The organism is Mycobacterium sp. IDUB_9 (assembly GCF_055419505.1).
This window is the reverse complement of sequence record NZ_JBVAXU010000012.1, coordinates 1-22,021: the sequence shown is the minus strand read 5'-3', so window position 1 is coordinate 22,021 and position 22,021 is coordinate 1. Positions and strand designations below refer to the sequence as shown.

Here is a 22,021-nt window from a genome sequence, read left to right as displayed (position 1 = left end):
GCGGAAAAAGCACCGCCACCCGCCGACCCGGACCGACACCCAGCTCGACAAGCAAGTGCGCCAACCGATTCGCAGCCTGATCAAGCTCGCCGTAGGTGAGGTGGCTGCCGTCGAAGGAAGCGGCCACCGCGCCGGGATCGCGAACCACCTGCGCGGCGAACAACGCCGGAATTGAGTGTGACGTCCCAACCGGTGCAGCTAGTGCCGCCCGGTTACCCCACTCGTCCAGCTCCTCGAGCTCATCGTCGTCGTCCAGATCCATCGACAACAATCGCCGGTTGGCGTCGGCAGTCACGATTGTTGTGCCTCTCCGGTCATGGCCTCCAGCACCCGCTGGAAACGCCCGACGACTTTGTTCACGCGTTTGGCGGTGAACACGTCCGTGTCGAATTCGACACGGAGAACCAGTTCCGTCCCAGGCATGGCTTGCAGGGTCAGCGGATAGTGGTTGTATTCGCGGCCATTGACCTCCGTGATGGCGAGGCCATCGGCCATCGATGCCGCGACGGTCTCCACCGGATAGTTCTGGTAGACGAACAGGGTGTCGAACAACTGCTCGTGACCGACGGCGCGGTGGATCTCGCTGAGCGCCAGATGCTGATGGTCGAGGGTGTCACCGTGGCGGCGTTGCAGTTCGTCGAGCAGGCCGGCGATGGTGGTGTCCGCCGTGATGGTGGCCCGAACCGGCACGGTGTTGATGAGCAGACCGACCATCGAATCCGCACCTGCCACTTCTGCCGATCGGCCCGAGACCGCCACGCCGAACGCGACGTCCTGCTGGCCGGTGAGCCACATCAGCACCTGCGCCCAGGCTGCTTGCAGCACAGTGTTGGCGGTGGTGTGTTGCGCGCGAGCGAGCTCATTGACGGCCTGGGTGGTGTCGGCGGGCAACCGGAACGTCTCGGTGGCCCGTCGCCCCGGGCTGGTCCGGTTCGGGGCAACCAGTGTCGGCGTGGCGAAACCCGCCAGCACGTCACGCCACGCGGCGTGGGCAGCCTCGACGTCCCGCTCGGCCATCCACGTCACGAATCTGCGATAGGAGGCGGGCGCCGGCAGGCGCTGTCCGTAGTAGCCGGCAAATATCTCTTGCAGCAGGATCGGCAGTGACCATCCGTCGAGCACGATGTGGTGATAGGTCATGACGAATCGGTGCTCGCTGTCGGCGGTACGGATCAGTGCCGCACGGAACGCCGATTGGTGCGCCAGATCGCAGACTGCGGCGCGTTCATCCGCACACAACCGCTGCACGTCTGTGTCCGTGGCCATTTCGAGGTACTGCCAGGGCACGTTGGGATCGGCCGGGATGACCTGCACCGGTTCGCCGAAGCGTTTGTCGAACCGAGCCGCCAGGTTCGGGTGGCGACCGACCACCGCGCGTACCGCCTCACCGAGCCGGTGCGGATCCAGCGGGCCGGTGACCGTGATGTCGAGCTGCATGGCGTAGACATCGTCGCCATTGCCGTGGGTTGCGTTGGCCTGGAACAGGAGTCCCTGCTGCAGCGGTGTCAAGGGCAGCACGTCGGCAAGCTGGTGGTCCTGGCTGAGCTCGTCGATCTGCGGCTGAGTGAGATCGGCCGGGACGATGTCAGACGGAGTCAGACCGCCACCGCCACCGCGGACGTGTGCGCAGATACCGGCGAGAGCTTCGAACCACAGCTGGTTCAGTCGGCCGACCTGCGTCTCGTCCAGAGCCGAGGGAGCCCAGGTCCACGACGCGTAAAGACTTGGACCGGATTCAGTTTCAGCTGTACTGGCGTTGACCTCCACGGTGTGTCCGAGTGGCATCGGAATGGCCGCCGCGGTCGCGCCGACCGCTGCCCCGTCGACGCTGACTTGCCACAGGCCGGTCATGTCCGCCTGCTGCGCCGCGCCGGATGCGCCCAGCCTGCCGAGGTAGTTGAATCCGATGGTCGGGTCGGGTCCCGACAGATCGACGTCGGGATTGAGATATCGCAACAGTCCGTAGGTCATTCCGTCGGGCAGGGCACGCAGTTGTTCCTTGGCGTCTTTGATCACGCGGCCGAGTACCGGACCGCCGGCCATCACTTCAGACCAACTCAGCCCGGCCTGACGACGTCCGACTTCGCCTGCGACGTTCAGCACCACCGGGTACTTGGTGGTGAACCAGCCCACGGTGCGGGACAGGTCGATGTTTCGGTCGACGCTGCCAGCCAGTTCTGCCAATTCCTCTTGACGGCCGTGGCCCTCGACATCGACGGCCACCGGCAGGGTGACTCCAAGGAACTGTGTCAACGCCAGCCCGTAGGCGATGAGCAAAATGTCTTGCACCCCAGCGTGGAACGCTGCCGGGACCTCGCCGAGCAATGCCCGGGTGGTCTCGACATCCAGTGACGCGGTGAGGTGGCCGGCGGTGGCATACGTGTCCAGGTCGGGCTGCACGGCCGGCAGGACGGATGGAGTCGCCAACGCTCGTTGCCAACCGTCGGCCTGATCCTCCACCGCGGCGGAGCGTGCGTGCTCACCGAGCAGTGCGGCCCACTGTCCGAAGGAGGTCCCCGTCGTCGGCAACGCCACCGGCTGCCCCTGACAATGCTGGGCCCAGGCGATGTTGAGGTCTTCCAGCAGAATCCGCCATGACACCGCGTCGACGGCCAGGTGATGAATGGTCAACACCAGCTGTCGGGTAGATGCCACCCACAGTGCACTCACCATGTCCCCGACCGCCGGGTTCAGCTGAGACCGGGCTGCCGCCAACGCCTCATCCGACAGCACGTCGACCGAATTCAGATGTGCTCGTGCCACACCCTTCTCGGGTACCAGGAGTGACCAGTTGCCGGCGTCGTCGTCCTCTGCACGCAGGCGCAGCATGGCGTGCCGGTCCAGCAGGGCGCTCAAGACCAACTCGGCGTCGGAATCGGTGGCTCCCGGCGGGGCTTGGATCACCACTGTCTGGTTGAACTGGTCGGTCGCGCCGCAAGCGCGGTTCACCTGTTCCAGCCAGCGCATGATCGGGGTCGCCGCCACCGGACCGACACCCTCGTCAACCGGGCCGTCGTCACCGCTGGTCACCCCGACCACTTGCGCCAGCCGGGCCACAGTCTGTTCGACGAAAATGTCACGCGGACGGCACATCACGCCGCACGCCCGGGCCTGGGCCACCACCTGCATGGACAGGATGCTGTCGCCGCCGAGGTCGAAGAACGAGTCGTCGACCCCGACCCGCTCCAGTCCGAGAACCTGGGCGTAGATACCGGCCAGGATCTCCTCGACAGGGGTCGCGGGTGCGCGGTACTGATCGGTGTCCTGGTATTCCGGCGCCGGCAAGGCACGGGTGTCGAGTTTGCCGTTGACCGTCAACGGCAACGCCTCCAGCACCACGAGTGCGGCCGGGACCATGTACGGAGGCAATCGGTCGGCCAACGCATTTCGCGCCACGGCCGGATCCACCGACCCGGGTGTCACTTCGGTGACATAGCCGACCAGTCGCTTGACACCCGGATGGTCCTCGCGGGCGATCACCACGGCCTGCCCCACGCCGTCCAGCCCACCCAGTGCAGCCTGAACTTCGCCGAGTTCGATGCGGTAGCCGCGGATCTTGACCTGGTCATCGGCCCGACCGAGGTACTGCAGCTGTCCATCGGCACGCCAGCTCACGAGATCCCCGGTGCGATACATGCGGGTCGCGGGCTCCCCCGGCTCGCCGAATGGGCAGGCCACGAAACGGGCTGCGGTCAAACCTGACCGGCCGAGATAACCGCACGCCACTCCGTCACCGGCCACATAGAGTTCACCGACCACTCCGGGCGGCACCGGGCGTAGCCACTCGTCCAGGACGAACAGCGCCGACGTGGCGACCGGCGCTCCGATGGGAGCGGCGCCCGATCCGGCTTTCAGAGGCGCGCTCATCGACGCGTACACGGTGATCTCGGTGGGTCCGTAGGCGTTGATGACCACCCGCCCGGGTGCCCAGCGATCAACCACCTCTCCGGGGCAGGCCTCACCTCCGAGCAGCAACGCGACCGACTCGAGCCCCTGCGGAGACAACGCCCCGGCGGCTGACGGCGTCTGGGTGAGCACGTTGACCTGCTCGCGGAGCAGGAGGGCATGGAAATCGTCGGGCGAGCTCACGACCGACTCGGGTACCACCACCAGGCGCGCCCCACCCAGCAACGCGGCCCAGATTTCCCATACTGAGAAGTCGAAGGCATACGAATGACACTGCGTCCAAACCTGGTTCGCCGGAAGTTCCTCCGGCGTGGATCGGGCCAGATGCGTCAGGTTGTCATGGGTGACGGCCACGCCCTTGGGCAGACCGGTGGTGCCCGAGGTGTAGATCAGGTACGCGATGTCGTCGGGCGCCGGATTGGGAAGCGGCGTGGCCGGCTGGTCGGCCACCGCAGGATCGTGAAGGTCGATGACCTGCAGGCGATGACCAGCGAGCCGGTCAGCCAGACCGTCGATGGTGACCGCGACGACCGGTGCGGCATCGGCCAGCATGAACTCGACCCGGGCTGCGGGCAGCGCAGGATCGATCGCCAGATACGCCGCTCCGGTCTTCAGCGCCGCCAGCATCGCGACAATCGAGTCCGCCGAGCGGTCCAGTAGCAGGGCCACGCAGGTCCCGGGACCCGCACCGTACCCGATCATCAGGTGGGCCAACCGGTTTGCGGCCTCATCGAGCCCGCGGTACGTCAGTGGCCGGCCGTCCGAGGTCACCGCGACGGCCTCCGGAGCCCGGGCGACCTGGGTGGCGAACAAGGCAGGTACCGACACCGGTGTGCGTGCTGCCCCGGCCAACGCGGCCCGGTTGCCGATCACGTCGAGCCGGGCATGTTCGGCGGCATCGAGCAGGTCGATCGAGGACAGGCTCCGATTGGGATCGGTGGTCATCGCGACCAACACCTGCTCGAACCGGTCGATCAGCGTTTCGATGGTCGACGCGTCGAACACATCGGTGCGGAACTCGACCGTCCCGCCGATACCGGCGGGCCCGCCGGCCGGAGTTCGACGTTCAGCCAGCGAGAAGCTCACATCCATCCGCGCGGTGTGGGTGTCCGCCGGCATCTGGCTGACCTCCAGATCACCCAGCGCAAGCCCGGAACCGGACGCGTTGCCAACCTGCCCGGGCACGTTCTGCCACCCCAGTGCCACCTGAACCAACGGGTGATGGGTCAGGGAGCGCGTCGGATTGAGCCGGTCGACGAGCACTTCGAACGGCACGTCCTGATGCTCGTAGGCGGCCAGGCTGCGGGCCCGAACCTGGGCGAGCAACTCCGCCACCGTGGGGTCGCCGGCCAGATCGACTCGCAGCACCAGGGTGTTCACGAAGAAGCCGATCAGCTCATCCAGCGCGGGGTCTCGGCGTCCGGCGATCGGGAAACCCACTGCCACGTCGGAACTTCCGCTGAGTTTAGAAAGCAGAGCTCCGAGCGCGGCCTGCAGCACCATGAAGCTGGTGGCATTGTGCTCGCGAGCCACTCGGGCGATCTGCTGTTGCAGTTCGGCCGACCAGTACAGGGCGATCGTGGCGCCGCGCTGGTCGGCTGCCGGCGGGTAGGGCCGATCGGTGGGCAACGCCACGCGTTCGGGCATCCCGGCCAGCGCAACCTGCCAATAGGCCAGTTGCGAGGCGATCCGGCTCTGGCTGTCGTCGAAGGCGCCGAACTGTGCGCGTTGCCACAGCGTGTAATCGACGTATTGGACGGCCAGACTTTCCCAGGCCGGGGCTTGGCCGGCGCTTCGGCCGGCGTAGGCCACCCCGAGATCGGCCACCAGCGGAGTGACCGACCAGCCGTCGGCAGCGATGTGGTGCACCACTGCCGCCAGCACGTGTTCGTCGTCGGCAAGGCGGAACAGCCTGGCCCGCAACGGAATTTCGGTCGAGAGGTCGAACGTGTGTCGGGCCGCTTCGCCGATTGCCGCCTGCAACCGCTCCGCTGTCCAACCGGTCGCATCGATCACGTCCCAACCGAACTGCGCGTCCTCGACCGCTATCACCGACTGCCGCGGAATTCCCTCGACCGCCGGGAAGACGGTACGCAGGCTTTCGTGGCGGGCCACCACGTCGGCCAGTGCCACGCCCAACGCGTCGACATCCAGCACTCCACTGATACGCAGCGCAGTGGCCATGTTGTAAACCGGTGACGGGCCCTGTAATTGGTCCAGGAACCACAGCCGGGACTGCGCGAAGGACAACGGAATCACCGCGGGCCGCTCGCCGGCCGTCAGCGGATCCAGTCGAGTCGATTCTCCGCCGATGCGGGGCGCCAGTTGTGCCACTGTGGGTGCTTCGAACAGCACCCGCACCGCAAGACCGGTGTCCAGGGCGGCGTTGATCGCGGCGACCAGACGCATCGCGGACAACGAGTCTCCGCCGAGATCGAAGAACGAGTCGTCGACCCCGACCCGCTCCACGCCGAGCACGCGGGCGTAGATCTCGGCCAGGATCTCCTCGGTGGGGGTCGCCGGGGCGCGGTAGTGGTCGATGTCCTGATACTCCGGTGCCGGGAGAGCACGGGTGTTCAGCTTTCCGTTGGGGGTCAACGGCAACGCCGCCAATTGCACGACGGCAGCCGGAACCATGTAGGCCGGCAACTGCTCGGCCAGCTGGGCGCGCAGCTTGGCCGGCTCCGCTGTTCCGGTCACGTAGCCCACCAGCCGCAAGGAGTCTGGCCGGTCCGTCCGAGCGATCACCGCCGCCTGCTCGACACCATCCAGCCCGGCCAGCACGGCCTGAACCTCGCCGAGCTCGATGCGATACCCGCGGATCTTGACTTGCTGATCGGCGCGTCCCACGTAGCGCAACTGACCTTCGGCGTCCCAGAACACCAGGTCGCCGGTGCGATACATGCGTGCTCCGGAACCACCGAACGGACAGGCGACAAAACGCGAGCCGGTCAGGTCCGCCCGGCCCACATATCCCAGACCCACGCCGCGGCCGGCCACGTACAGCTCGCCGACCACGCCGGGGGGCACCCGCCGCAGCGAGCCGTCCAGCACGAACAGTGCCGCACCCGCTACCGGCGCACCGATCGACGGCGCCCCCGACCCAGCTGTCAAAGGTGCTGTCCTGGAGGCACATATCGTGGTCTCGGTCGGGCCGTAGGCGTTGACCATCACCCGACCGGGTGCCCAACGGTCCACCACGTCGGCCGGGCATGCCTCGCCGGCCGCCAACAACGCCACCCCGCCCAGGCGCTCGGGTGACAGCATCGCCACCGCCGATGGAGTCTGGCTCAACACGTCGACCTTCTCGGCAACGAGCAGGACCTGCAGGTCCTCGGGTGACCGAGCCACCGATTCGGGCACCACCACCAACCGCCCGCCGTGCAGCAGCGCGCCCCAGATCTCCTCCACCGAAGCGTCGAAAGCATAAGAATGCCACTGCGTCCACGTCTGTCCGGCGAGGAATGTGCCCGGCGTCCCCAGCAATTCGGTCACATTGCGGTGCGTGATCGCCACGCCCTTGGGAACACCGGTGGTGCCGGAGGTGTAGATGAGGTACGCGACATCGTCCGGTCCCGGCTCCGCACGGCGCGTGTCCGCGACCCGGTCGACGTCCGGACGCGCGGCATCGGTGTCATTGACATCGATCACCGGCAGGTCGCACCCGGCCAGCCGGTCGGCCAGACCGGCGGTGATGATCACGGCGGCCGGCGCGGCGTCGGCGAGCATGAATTCGATCCGCGCATCGGGCAGTACCGGGTCGATCGGCAGATATGCCGCCCCGGTCTTGAGCACTGCGAGCATGGCCGCAACCGCTTCGGATGAGCGCTCCGCCAGCAACGCGACGCACGCCCCCGGGCCGACACCGTGGGCGGTCAGCTTGTGGGCCAACCGGTTTGCGGCCTCATCGAGTTCCAGATAGGTCATGCTGCGGCCGTCGACGGTGATCGCCACCGCCTCGGGCGCGCGGACAAGCTGTCGGGCGAACAGCGCGGGGACAGACACGGCTGCCCGGTCCGGCTCTGGCGTGGTCAACACCGCCCGGTTGCCCCAGCCGTCGAGCCGGGTGTGCTCGGTCGCATCGAGCAGGTCGAGCGACGAGAGCCGCTGGGTCGGGTCGGCGGTCATCGCCGCCAGCACGCGCTGCCACCGGGCGACGAGTGCCTCGATGCTGGCCGCGTCGAACACATCGGTGCGGAATTCCACCGCCCCGCCGATCCCCGCGGGCTCACCGTCGGAGGTCCAGCGTTCTCCGAGGGAGAATGTCAGGTCCATGCGCGAGGTCTGGGTGTCCACCGGAAGCGGCGTCACCTGCAGATCGCCCAGGCTCAGCCCATCCGCGGGACCGGTGTCCTGCCAGGGAAGGTTCTGCCAGGCCAGCGCCACCTGCACCACGGGATGGTGGGTCAGGTTCCGGGTCGGATTGAGCCGCTCCACCAGAACTTCGAACGGCACGTCCTGGTTCTCGAAGGCGGCCAGGGTGCGTGTCCGCACCTGGGCCAGCAACTCCGCCACCGTGGGATCCCCGTCCAGATCCACCCGTAGCACCAGGTTGTTGACGAAGAAGCCCACCAGCTCATCAAGAGCTGCGTTGCCGCGTCCGGCGATCGGGAAGCCTACGGCGACATCGGAACTCGCGCCCAGCTTGGACAACAATACGGCGAGGGCGGCCTGCATCACCATGAAGTTGGTCGCGCTGTGCTCGCCGGCCACCTCGTTCACTCGCTGCTGCAACTCGACAGGCCAGTCCACCGCCAGCGTGGATCCGCGCTGGTCGGCAACCGGCGGGTACGGACGGTCGGTCGGAAGCGTCAGGTGTTCGGGGAGGCCCGCCAGCGCCTCTTCCCAGTAGGCCAATTGTGCGGCGATCGGACTGGCGGTGTCCTCGAGATCACCGAGCTGCGCGCGCTGCCACAACGTGTAGTCGACGTACTGCACCGCCAGGGGCTCCCAATCGGGTGCCTGTCCTGCGCTCCGGCAGGCGTATGCCACGCTCAGATCGCGCACCAGCGGGGTGAGCGACCAGCCGTCTGCGGCGATGTGGTGCACCACCGCCACGAATACGTGCTGGTCCTCGGCGACGCGGAACAGCTTTGCCCGCAAGGGGATTTCGGTAGCGAGGTCGAAGCTGTACCGGACCGTGGCGCCGATGGCCTCTTCCAAGGCGCCGACCGGCCAGTCGCCCGCATCGACGACGTCCCAACCGAAGTCGACGGTGTCGGCGGAAGTCACAACCTGCTGAGGTGATCCATCCGGTGCATCGAACACCGTGCGCAGGCTCTCGTGACGAGCTACCACATCGCCGAGCGCCGCACCCAACGCGTCGGCGTCCAGGCGCCCGTGCAGTTGCAGACCGACCGGCATGTTGTACACCGGGGACGGCCCCTGCAACTGGTCCACGAACCACAACCGGTTCTGGGCGAACGACAGTGGGATCACCGCCGGGCGGTCACCGGCCACCAGCGGCTGCAGCCCCCCTGCTCGTTCACTGACGCACGCCGCCAGTTCGGCGACCGTGGGCGCTTCGAACACCGTTCGGACCGAAAGCTCGGTGCCCAGGCCGGCATTGATCGCCGAGACCAGGCGCATCGTCGAGACGGAATCGCCACCCAGGTCGAAGAACGAGTCGTCGGCGCCCACCCGCTCCACACCGAGTACGCGGGCGAAGATTCCGGCCAGGATCTCCTCATCGGGGCCGGCCGGCGCGCGGTAATGACCGGTGTCCTGAAAGTCCGGTGCCGGCAGCGCCCGGGTGTCGAGTTTGCCGTTCACCGTCACCGGGAGCGCCGCCAAAGCGACCACCGAGGCGGGAACCATGTAGCCCGGCAGCCGTTCGGCCAGCGCGGCGCGCGCTTCGAGCGGATCGGCGGTCCCGGTGATGTAGCCCACCAGTCGCTTGTCGCCGGGCGTGTCCTCGCGGGCGATCACCGCCGCCTGGTCCACTCCCCCGAGTGCGGCCAGCGCAGACTGGATTTCGCCGAGTTCGATGCGGTACCCGCGGATCTTGACCTGTTCGTCGGCGCGGCCGAGGTAGTCCAACTGTCCGTCGGCGCGCCAGCGCACCAGATCGCCGGTGCGGTACATGCGCGACCCGGGCTCTCCGAACGGACACGCCATGAACCGCGACGCGGTCAATCCCGTGCGACGCCAATACCCCACGCCGACACCGGCACCCGATAGGTACAACTCGCCGACCACACCTGCCGGCACCGGGCGCAGCCACTCGTCCAGTACGAAGAACGCCGCCCACGCCGTGGGCGAGCCGATCGGCGGTGCCCCCGAACCGGCCGCCAAAGGCGTACTGGCACACAACCACATCGTGGTCTCGGTCGGACCGTAGACGTTGACCATCACGCGTCCCGGTGCCCAGCGATCCACCAATGCCGGCGGACAGGGTTCGGCCCCGATCACCAACGCTGTGCGTTCCAGGCCTTGTACCGGCAGCACACTAACCGCCGACGGGGTCTGCGTCAGCACCGTGACCTGTTCACGCATCAGCAGGGCGTGGAAGTCCTCCGGTGAGCGGGTCACCGAATCGGGCACGACCACCAGTCGCCCGCCGTGCAGCAGGGCACCCCAGATCTCCCACACCGAGAAGTCGAACGCATACGAGTGGAACTGCGTCCACACCTGTCCCGGCTCCAGCGGCACGCCGATCTGCAGCGAGTCGAACAACTGCGCCACGTTGCGCTGGGTGACCGCGACTCCCTTGGGCTGCCCGGTGGTGCCCGAGGTGTAGATGATGTGGGCCATGTCGTCCGGAGCCGGCGGCGTCAAAGCCGTGCTGGGCTGGGCCGTTACGGCGGAGTCGCCGATATTGCTGCCGTCGAAGACCATCAGTCCGTCGAACCGGTGGATCAGTGCCGTGGTGGTGACCGCGGCGATAGGAGCGGCGTCGGTCAGCATGAACTCGACCCGGGCCGCCGGCAACGCCGGATCAATCGGCAGATAGGCGGCGCCGGCCTTGAGCACAGCCAAGATCGACACGATCGCCTCGGCCGACCGGGGGAACATCAACGCCACCCGTTCGCCGGGGCCCACCCCCTGGCTGACGAGCAGGTGTGCCAACCGATTCGCGGCCTCGTCGAGTTCGCGGTAGGTCATGGATTGGTCCCCGCAGACCAGCGCCACCGTCTCCGGCGCACGTGCGACCTGCGCTGCGAACAACTCGGGTATCGAGGCAGGCTGCGCCAGGTTGGACAGCACTGCCCGATTGCCCCACCGTGCCAGGCACGCCCCCTCGACCTCGTCGAGCAGGTCCAGCGCCGACAATTGGCGTCCTGGAGCAGCGGTCATCGCCTCCAGGACCGCTTCTATCCGCTTGGTGAGAGTTTCGATGTCGGCCGGGTCGAAAACATCGGTGTCGTACTCGAGACGCAGCCGGAGTTCGTCGCCGGGTATGGCCTGCATCGTCAGCGGGTAGTCGGTGGATTCGTGACTGGTGAATTCGGTGATCTCCAGCCCGTCGTCCACGCCGGACAGGGCGCTGGTGTCCACCGGGTAGTTCTCGAACACGAACAGCGTGTCGAACAATCGATCGTGGTCGGTGATGCGATGGATCTCGCTGAGCGAGAGATATTGGTGCTCAAGCGTTCTGGTCTGCGCTGTTTGCAGATGGTCGAGAAGGTCGGTGGTGGTGGTCGCCGCGGTGATGTCCGCCCGTACCGGCACCGTGTTGATCAGCAGGCCAACCATCGATTCCGCGCCGGCCACCTCGGCCGGTCGCCCCGAGACAACCGTGCCGAAGGCGATGTCACGCTGACCGGTCAGGGAGTTCAACAGCAACGCCCACGCGCCCTGCAGCACGATGTTGACGGTGGTGTGGTGTGAGCGTGCCAGGTCAGTGAGCGCCCGCGTGGTCTGTTCGGACAGCCGATGCGCCCGCACGCCACGGCGTCCCAGCCCGGACTTCTGCGACGGGCCGACCAAGGTGGGGGTGTCGAAGCCGGCCAGCACCTCGCGCCAAGCCGCGTGCGCGGCGGCGACATCGCGATCGGCCAGCCACTCGATGAAACTGCGGAACGGCGTGGCGGCCGGCAGCCGAAGTCCCTGGTAGCCGGCGAAGATCTCCTGCAACAGGATTGGCAGCGACCACCCGTCGAGCACGATGTGGTGATTGGTCAGCACGACCCGGTGGCGGTTGAGTCCGGTGCGGATCACCGCCACCCGGAAGGCCGGCGGGTGGGCAAGGTCGCAGACCGCGGCACGTTCCTCGGCGCAGACCTGTTGAATCTGCTCCTCGGTTGCCGCCGCGCCCAATTCGACATACCGCCAACCCGCACTGGGATCGGCCGGAATGATCTGCACCGGCTCGTCGAACTGCTCGCAGAACCGGGCCGCAAGGTGTGGATGGCGGTTGGCCACTGCCTGTACCGCATCGCGCAGCCGGTGCTCATTGAGCGCGCCGGCGACGGTGATGTCCAGTTGTACGACATACAGATCGTCGTCGGGTCCCTCTGCGGTGCTGCTGTGAAAGACAAGCCCCTGCTGCAGCGCGGTCAGCGGCAAGATGTCCGCGATCCGGTACTGCCGGGCCAACTCGTCGATCTCGCGCTGGCCGAGCCGGGCAGGTGCGATGTCCGATGGCGTCAAACCGCCTCCGCCATTTCGCACGTGCTCGCAGATGCCGGTCAGCGCGTCCAGCCACAGTTGGCTGAGGCGGCCGACTTGGGCTTCGTCGAGGGCCGAGAGCGCCCAGGTCCAGTTGGCTTGCAGATGCGGGCCGGTATCGGTGTCGACGGTGCCGGCGTTGAGGGCCACGGCGTGGGTCAACGGCATCGGTATCGCCGCAGTCACACCGGTCGCCGACAGGCCTTCGGCCGATATCTTCCACAGCCCATCGGTCGCCTCGGCGGATCCCCCACCGAGGCGACCCAGATAGTTGAATCCGGCTGTCGGGTCAGCCGTCTCGAGATCGACGTCGGGATTCAGGTAGCGCAGAAGTCCGTAGGTCAGTGGATCCGGCAGAGCCCGAAGCTGCTCCTTGGCGTTCTTGACCGCAACGCCCAACGCCGTGTCTCCGGAGACCACCTGGGCCCACGACAGACCACCGGCGAAGTTCAGGGCCACCGGGTATTTCGTGGTGAACCACCCGACCGTGCGGGACAGGTCGATGTCAGCGGCGATGTCCTCGTGCCGCCCGTGACCCTCGACGTCGATGGCAATCGGACCGCCACCGGCGCCGGCGAATTCAGCCAGCGCAAGCCCGAACGCAATCAACAGAATGTCGTGTACCCCGGCGTGGAACGCCGTCGGTACCGCGCCGAGCAACATGCGGGTGGTCTCGCCGTCCAGCGACACCGGCAACTGGCCGGCGGTTTCGTAGGTGTCCACTTCGGCGCGCATCGCGGGCAACGCCGCGGGTGCTGCCGCGATGCGCCGCCACTGCTGCGCCTGGGCCACAACGTCCGGGTGGCTCGCGTAAGAGTTCAGCAGTTCGGCCCACCGTGCGAATGACGTGCCGGCGGGCGGCAGCACGACCGCCTGTCCGTTGCGATGCTGTGCCCAGGCGAAGTTGAGGTCTTCCAGGATGATTCGCCACGACACCCCGTCGACCACCAGGTGGTGAGCCACCAGTACCAGCTGGGTCGTCGAGGACACCCACAGCGCGCTCAGCATCACCCCGGCGGTCGGGTTCAAGCGCGCCCGTGCCGCCACGAGTGCGTCGTCGGTCAGTGTCTCCACCGTTTGCACGCACTCACCTGCGACGACCGAACCCGGTTCGGCTGCTGTGAACGACCACTCGTCGGCACCCTCTTCTGCGGCGCGCAGCCGCAACATGGCGTGCCGATCCAGCAAGGCCTGCAACAGGGTTACGACGTCGGCTTCGGCCACACCACCGGGAGCCTGCACCAGCAACGTCTGGTTGAACTGGTCGACCGGGCCTTCGACATCCTGCAGCCACCGAACGATCGGGGTGGCCAGTACCGGTCCGACGCCTTCGTCGAGCGGGCCGTGTGATCCGGCGGCCGCTCTGGTTACCTGAGCCAGCCTGGCCACCGTCTGCTCGACGAAGACATCACGCGGGCGGCACACCAGGCCGGCGGCGCGGGCCCGGGCGACCACCTGCATCGACAGGATGCTGTCGCCGCCGAGGTCGAAGAACGAGTCGTCGACTCCGACCCGCTCCAGACCGAGAACCTGGGCGTAGATGCCGGCCAGAACCTCTTCGACCATGTCTGCCGGGGCCCGGTAACGCTCCCCATCCCTGGAGCTTTGGCGGTAATCGGGTGCGGGAAGTGCTCGGGTGTCGAGTTTTCCGTTCACCGTCAACGGCAGTGCATCCAGCGCCACCACCGCGGCGGGCACCATGTAGGCCGGAAGTCGCTCGGCCATCTGGGCCCGGATCCCGGCGGGATCCGCGGTGCCGGTGAGGTAGCCGACCAGCCTCTTGTCGCCGGGACGGTCCTCACGGGCGATCACGACCGCCTGCTCGACACCGTCGAGCCCGGCCAAAGCGGCCTGAACCTCACCGAGTTCGATGCGGTAGCCACGGATCTTGACCTGCTCGTCAGCGCGGCCCAGGTATTCCAGCTGACCATCGGGCCGCCAGCACACCAGGTCTCCGGTGCGGTACATGCGGGCTCCGGAACCGCCGAACGGACAGGCGACAAACCGCGAGGCGGTCAACCCGGTGCGGCCGACATAGCCGTATCCAAGGCCCGCGCCTGCCACGTACAGCTCACCGACGACACCGGCCGGCACCGGACGCAACGACTGGTCGAGGACGAACAGCGCGGCTCCGGGAACCGGCGAGCCGATCGGCACTCCGCGGCCAGGTTCGAGAGGCTCACTGATCGCCACGCACATTGTCGTCTCAGTGGGACCGTAGGCGTTGATCATCACCCGCCCGGGAGCCCACTGCTGCACCACCTCGGGTGGGCAGGCTTCACCGACCACGACCAGCGCCGCCGACTCCAAGCCCTCGGTCGGCAACACCCGTACCGCCGAGGGTGTCTGGGTGAGCACGTCGACGTGTTCGCGGACGAGCAAGGCGTGGAAGTCTTCCGGCGAGACCGTGATCTCCTCGGGTACCACCAGCACCCGCCCACCCCGAAGCAGGGCGCCGAAGATCTCCCATACCGAGACGTCGAAGGCCAGCGAATGGCACTGCGGCCATACGCCGGGGTGTGGCAGCCCGGCATCGAGTGTCTCGAGTAGTTGCGTCACGTTGTGGTGAGTGACGGCAACACCCTTGGGCACCCCGGTGGTGCCTGAGGTGTAGATCAAGTAGGCGATGTCGTCTGCGTCCGGCGTCGGCAGTGCACTGCTCGACTGATGGCCCGTCGCGGGTTCGTCGGTCGCGCCGGCGTCGATGACGGCGATGCCGCGCCCCTGCAGCCGGTCGATCAGATCGGCAGTGGTGACGGCGGCCACCGGCCTGGCGTCGTCCAGCACGAAATCCAGCCGCGTATCGGGCACCGACGGATCGATCGGCAGATACGCCGCACCGGTTTTGAGGATTGCGAGGATCGACACGATCGCCTCGGCCGATCGGTTGAACAGCAGCGCGACACACTGGCCGGGCGCGGCACCCTGACCGATCAGCGAGTGCGCCAACAGGTTCGCGGACTCATCGAGTTCCCGGTAGGTCCACGAACGCTCACCACAGGTGACCGCCACGGCCGCGGGCATACGCGTCACGTGTTCGGCGAACAACGCCGGAACCGACACGGCCCTGGGTGCCTGACGGTTCAGCGTGGCCTGATTGCCGATCGCCGCCAGGTGCGCATGGTCATCGGTAGCGAGCAGGTCCACCGACGACAGCCGCGCCGCCGGGTCGGCAGTCATCGCGGTGAGGACCCGCTGCAGGCGGGCGACCAGTGTTGCGATGGTGTCGGTGTCGAACACGTCGGTGCGGAATTCCACCGTCCCGCCGATGCCGGCCGGTTCGCCGGCCTCGGTCCGGCGGTCAGCGAGCGAGAAATTCAAATCCATTCGTGCGGTGTGGGTGTCCACCGGCAGCTGGGCAACCTGTAGATCGCCCAACCCCATCCCGGCGGCGGAATCGTTGATGTCGTGCCCGGCGATGTTCTGCCACGCGAGCGCCACCTGGATCAACGGGTGGTGGGCCAGGGACCGAGTCGGGTTGAGCCGTTCCACGAGCACCTCGAACGGCACATCCTGGTGGTCGAACGCGGCCAGACTGCGCGCGCGCACCTGAGCCAGGACTTCGCCGACGGTCGGATCACCCGCGAGGTCGACCCGCAGGACCAAGGTGTTGACGAAGAAGCCGACCAGTTCGTCCAACGCCGGATCACGGCGCCCGGCGATCGGGAAGCCCACCGCCACATCCGAACTCGCGCTCAGCTTCGACAGCAGCGTCAACAGCGCCGCTTGGACCACCATGAAACTGGTCGCATTGTGCTCGCGCGCGAACCGGGCCACCTGCTGCTGCAACTCGACCGGCCAGTCCACCGCCATCGTCGAGCCCCGCTGATCGGACATCAACGGGTAGGGCCGATCGGTGGGTAGCGCGACACGCTCGGGCATCCCGGCCAGAACACTCTGCCAGTAGGCCAACTGCCCCGCGATCCGGCTGTGCCCGTCCTGAAGGTCACCGAACTGGGCACGCTGCCACAACGTGAAATCGGCGTACTGCACCGCCAGGTCGGCCCACCCGGGTGCCTGCCCAACGCACCGACTCGTGTAGGCCGCCCCCAGATCGGCCACCAGAGGGGTGACCGACCAACCGTCGGCGGCGATGTGGTGCACCACCGCGGCCAGCACGTGCTCGTCCTCGGACAGGCGGAACAGCTGGGCCCGCAAAGGGATCTCGGTGGACAGGTCGAACGCGTGCCGCGATGCGGATTCGATCGCCGCCTGTACACGCGCCGCCGTCCAATCGGTGGCATCGACCACATCCCAGCCGAATTCGGCCTGTCCGGGGGCCACCACCACCTGGCGGGGAATGCCGTCGGGCGCGGCGAACAACGTCCGCAAGCTCTCGTGGCGGTCCACCACGTCGGCAAGTGCGGCGCGCAACGCCTCGACATCCAGTGCGCCGCTGAGCCGGAAGGCGGCCGTCATGTTGTAAACCGCTGACGGACCCTGCAATTGATCCAGGAACCACAACCGCGACTGGGCGAACGACAACGGAACCACCGCGGGCCGCTCACCGGCCACCAACGGCTCCAACTGGGCCTCGTCCCCGCCGATGTGGGAGGCCAGTTGGGCAACCGTGGGCGCATCGAACAACGAGCGCACCGCGATGCCGGCCTTCAGCGTTCTGTTGATCGCGGCGACCAGGCGCATCGCAGACAGTGAGTCTCCGCCCAGATCGAAGAACGAATCGTCGACACCTACCCGATCCAAGCCCAGCACACGGGCATAGACGTCGGCCAGGATCTCCTCGATGGGGTTGGACGGTGCCCGATAGCGATCGGTGCCGGTGTAGTCCGGTACCGGAAGGGCGCGTCTGTCGAGCTTGCCGTTGACTGTCAGCGGCACCGCATCGATCGCCACCACCGCGGCCGGCACCATGTAGCTCGGGAGCCGCTCGGCGACCTGGATTCGGATCTGGCCCGGGTCGGCGGGGCCGGTGATGTAGCCGACCAGGCGCACGGGGCCGGCGTCGTCCTCGCGGGCGATCACCACCGCCTGTGCCACTCCGTCGAGAGCGGCCAGAGCGGCCTGCACTTCCCCGAGTTCGATGCGGTACCCACGAATCTTGACCTGCTCGTCGGCGCGCCCGAGGTACTGCAGTTGACCGTCGTCGCCCCACCGCACCAGATCGCCGGTGCGATACATCGTTTGGCCCGGGGCGGTCCCCGCGCTCCCGAACGGGCAGGCCACAAACCGCGACGACGTCAAACCCGCGCGACGCCAATAACCAACGCCCACACCGCGTCCGGCGATGTACAGCTCGCCGACCACCCCGGGCGGCACCGGACGCAGCCAGGCGTCCAAGATGAGCAACGCTCCCCCGGCCACGGGCTTGCCGATGGGAACCACCGGCCCCGGCGTCAGCGGTGCGCTGATCGACGCGTACACCGTCGCCTCGGTGGGACCGTAGGCGTTGAGCATCACTCGCCCTGGGGCCCAGCGCTCTACCAGTTCAGGCGGACAGGCCTCACCGGCCACCACCAACGCCGCTGCATCCAGACCCTGCGGCGAGATCATGCCCGCCGCCGAAGGAGTTTGGCTCAACACGGTGACGCGCTCGGCGACCAGCAGCTCATGGAACGCATCGGGTGATTCGGCGACCTGTTCGGGCACCACCAGCAGACGCGAACCATGTAGCAGTGCACCGAAGATCTCCCACACCGACACGTCGAAGCTGTACGAGTGCCACTGCGTCCACACTTGACCCGGCCCCGACGACACGTTGGTGTCGAACAAGCCGAACAGTCCGGGCACGTTCCGGTGCGGGATGGCAACGCCTTTCGGGACGCCGGTCGTGCCCGAGGTGTAGATGATGTAGGCGATGTCATCGGGTGCCGGGCCCGAGGGTGGGGTGCAGGGTCGGCCGGCCACCGCCGGGTCGTTGACGTCGACGACGGGAACGCCGCACCCGTCCAGGCGGGACCGCCGGTCGGATGTGGTGACCGCGATAATCGGCGCGGCGTCGGCCACCATGAACACGATGCGTGCGAGCGGCAGGGACGGGTCCACCGGGACGTAGGCTGCCCCGGTTTTCAGGACTGCCAGGATCGCCACGATGGCGTCGGCCGATCTGGAAAACAGCAGCGCCACAACCTCGCCCGGGCCTGCGCCGCGATCGGACAACAGGTGCGCAAGCCGGTTGGCAGCGTCATCGAGTTCCCGGTAGGTCATCGACCGGCCGTCGAAGGTGACCGCCACCGCGTCGGGTGTACGCCCAACCTGCGCGGCGAACAGAGACGGAATCGACTGCGCAGTGGCCGGTTCAGCCAACGCCGACAGGTTGCTCCACTCGTCCAGGCAGGACCGCGCAGCCTCGTCGAGCAAGTCGACCGACGACAAAGCCCGGCGCGGATCGGCCGTCATCGACGCCAAAACCGTCGTCAGCCGCTCGACGAACGCCTCGACCGTGCCGAGGTCGAAGACATCGGTGTCGTATTCGACGCGCAGGCTCATCTCGCGGCCGGGCAGCACCTGCACCGCCAGCGGGTAGTGGTTCGACTCGCGGAAATCGAACTGGGCGACGGTCAATCCGTCGACGCCCAGCGGCGCGGTGGTGTCGATCGGATAGTTCTCGAAGACCAGGAGGGTGTCGAACAGCTTGTCCTGGCCGCTGATGCGGTGAATGTCGCTGAGCGCCACGTGTTGGTGCTCGAGCGTGTCGTTGTGGGCGCCTTGCAGCTGAGCCAACAGGTCCGCGGTGGTGGTTGCCGGCGTGAAGGTGGCCCGCACCGGCACCGTGTTGATCAGCAGGCCCACCATCGAATCCGCGCCGAGGACCTCGGCCGGACGCCCCGAGACCGTCGTGCCGAATGCGACATCATGCTGGCCGGTCAGCGAGCTGAGCAGCAGCGCCCAGGCGCCCTGCAACACCACGTTGGCGGTGGTTTGATGCGACCGCGCCAGGTCGCCGAGTGCCCGGGTGATCTCTTCGGACAGCCGGAATGACTCAATGCCTCGTTCTCCCAGACGCTCTCGGACGGCTGGGCCGACCAGCGTGGGAGTGTCGAAGCCGCTCAGCCTTTCCCGCCACGCCGCGTGGGCGCCGTCGCGATCCCGTTCGCCGAGCCAGGTGACGAAGTTGCGGTACGACGGGGCCGCAGGCAGCCGTTGCGCAGCGAGGCTTGCGAAGATCTCCCGCAACAAGATCGGCATCGACCAGCCGTCGAGCACGATGTGATGCGCGGTCAGGATGAATCGGTGCTCGTCGTCTCCGACACGGATGAGCGCGCCACGGAAAGCCGGCTCGTTCCGGAGGTCACAGACCGCGGCGCGTTCGGCGGCACAGATCTCCTGAATCTGGTTCCGAATCTCAATGTGGTTGGCGTCCAATTCTACAGATCGCCACGGCACCACCGGATCAACGGGAACGACCTGCACCGGTTGCTCGAACTCTTCGCAGAACCGGGCCGCCAGATGCGGATGGCGCGCGGCGACCATCTGGACCGCATCCCGCAGCCGATTCTGATCGAGTGGCCCACGCAACGCGATGTCGAGCTGCATCGCGTAGACGTCGTCTGAGCCTTGTGCGCTGCTCGCGTGGTAGAGCAGTCCTTGCTGCAACGGAGTCAGCGGCAACACGTCCGCGACGCGGTACTGCCGGCTCAGCTCGTCGATCTGCCGCTGGCTCAGCTCGGCGGGCGCAAGGTCGGACGGAGTCAGTCCGCCACCACCGCGCCGGACGTGCTCGCAGATGCCGGCCAGGGCCTCGAACCACATCTGGCCCAATCGGCTGACCAGCTCGTCGTCGAGCGCCGAAAGCGCCCACGTCCAATCGGCATTCAGTTGCGCGCCGGTGTCGGTGTCGATGGTGGCCGCGTTGAGCTCCACGGTGTGCCCGAGGGAGGTGGGCACCGCGCCGGCAATGCTCGTCAACGTGAAGCCGTCGGCGCAGAGCTGCCAGACATCGGCGGACGCATCGTCCGCGGTCGCACCCAGGCGGCCCAGATAGTTGAACGCGACGGCCGGGTCAGGTCCCGCCAGATCCACTTCGGGGTTCAGGTAACGCAGCAGGCCGTAGGTGAGGCCGTCTGGCAGGGCCCGAAGCTGCTCTTTGGCCTCTTTGAGCGCGGCGCCGAGCGCGGCGTCACCGGCGAGCACCTGGTCCCAGGACAGACCAGCAGCGAAGCTCAGGGCCACCGGGTATTTCGTGGTGAACCACCCGACCGTGCGGGACAGGTCGATGTCAGTGGCGATGTCCTCGTGGCGGCCGTGCCCCTCGACATCGATGGCGATCGGGGCGGCGCCGGCGCGCGAGAATTCAGCCACCGCCAAACCGAATGCAATCAACAGGATGTCGTGTACCCCAGCGTGAAACGCGGCAGGCACTTCGCCGAGCAGCATCCGAGTGGTCTCGGCGTCCAGCAGCATCGACAGCTGCCCGGCGGTCGCATAGGTATCGACCTCCGGTTGGGGTGCGGGCAACGTTGCCGGGGTCTCGGCAATCTGCCGCCACAGCTGCGCCTGTTCCCTGACGCCCGAGTATCCCGCAACGTGAGTCAGCAGATCGGCCCATCGGCCGAATGACGTGCCGGTATCCGGCAGCGACAGCGGTTGCCCGCCGAGCTGTTGGGTCCAGGCGATGTTGAGGTCCTCCAACACAATTCGCCACGACACGCCGTCCACGGCCAGGTGGTGAACGATCAACGCCAGCTGATGCGTCGAAGTCACCCACAGTGCGCTCAGCATCACCCCGGTGGCCGGGTTCAACCGTGCCCGTGCCGCCACCAGTGCTTCATCGGACAGCACATCCACGGTGTGCAGGCATCCGGCCGCGTCGACCGCGCCCGCCTCGGGCACCGTCAATGACCATCCGCCGGCACCGTCGTCCTCGGCACGCAACCGGAGCATCCCGTGTCGATCGAGCAATACCTGCAACAGGTTTACGACATCAACTTCGGTGGCAGTCGTGGGCGCCTGCAGCAGCACCGTCTGGTTGAACTGGTCGATCGGCCCGTCGGAGCGCTCCAGACCCTTCAGCCAGTGCATGATCGGGGTCGCTGCCACCGGCCCCAGACCCTCATCGGCCGGCCCGGCCGCCGCACCGGTCGTCTCGACCACCTGAGCCAGGCGGGCCACGGTCTGCTGGACGAAAATGTCCCGGGGGCGGCACACCAGGCCTGCCGCGCGGGCGCGTGAGGCCACCTGCATCGACAGGATGCTGTCTCCGCCCAACTCGAAGAACGACGCGTCGACACCGACGCAGTCCAATCCGAGGATCTGGGCGTAGATGCCGGCCAGGGTCTCTTCAACGGGTGTCGACGGAGCCCGGTAGTCATCGACATCGTGATACTCGGGTGCGGGCAGTGCTTTCTTGTCGAGCTTGCCGTTGACGGTCAACGGGAACCCATCCAATGCGACGACCGCCGTGGGCACCATGTAAGACGGCAACCGCTCGGCCAGCATCGCACGTGCCGCAGTCGGAACGGCGGCCCCGATGATGTAGCCGACCAGGCGCTTGTCACCGGGACGGTCCTCCCGGGCAATCACCACCGCCTGCTCGACACCCGCCAAA

General features: G+C 67.4%; 2 protein-coding genes. Both read right to left on the bottom strand.

Features of this window, described 5'->3' with window-relative positions; all coding sequences use genetic code 11:
* Positions 1–262 (bottom strand): AMP-binding protein (locus ACZY08_RS29630; RefSeq protein ID WP_463748166.1); only part of this gene is annotated, 262 nt, incomplete at its 3' end.
* Positions 263–291: 29 nt separating this feature from the next.
* The coding region (locus ACZY08_RS29625) for a non-ribosomal peptide synthase/polyketide synthase (protein WP_463748165.1) at positions 292–22,021 on the bottom strand (21,730 nt) is incomplete at its 5' end.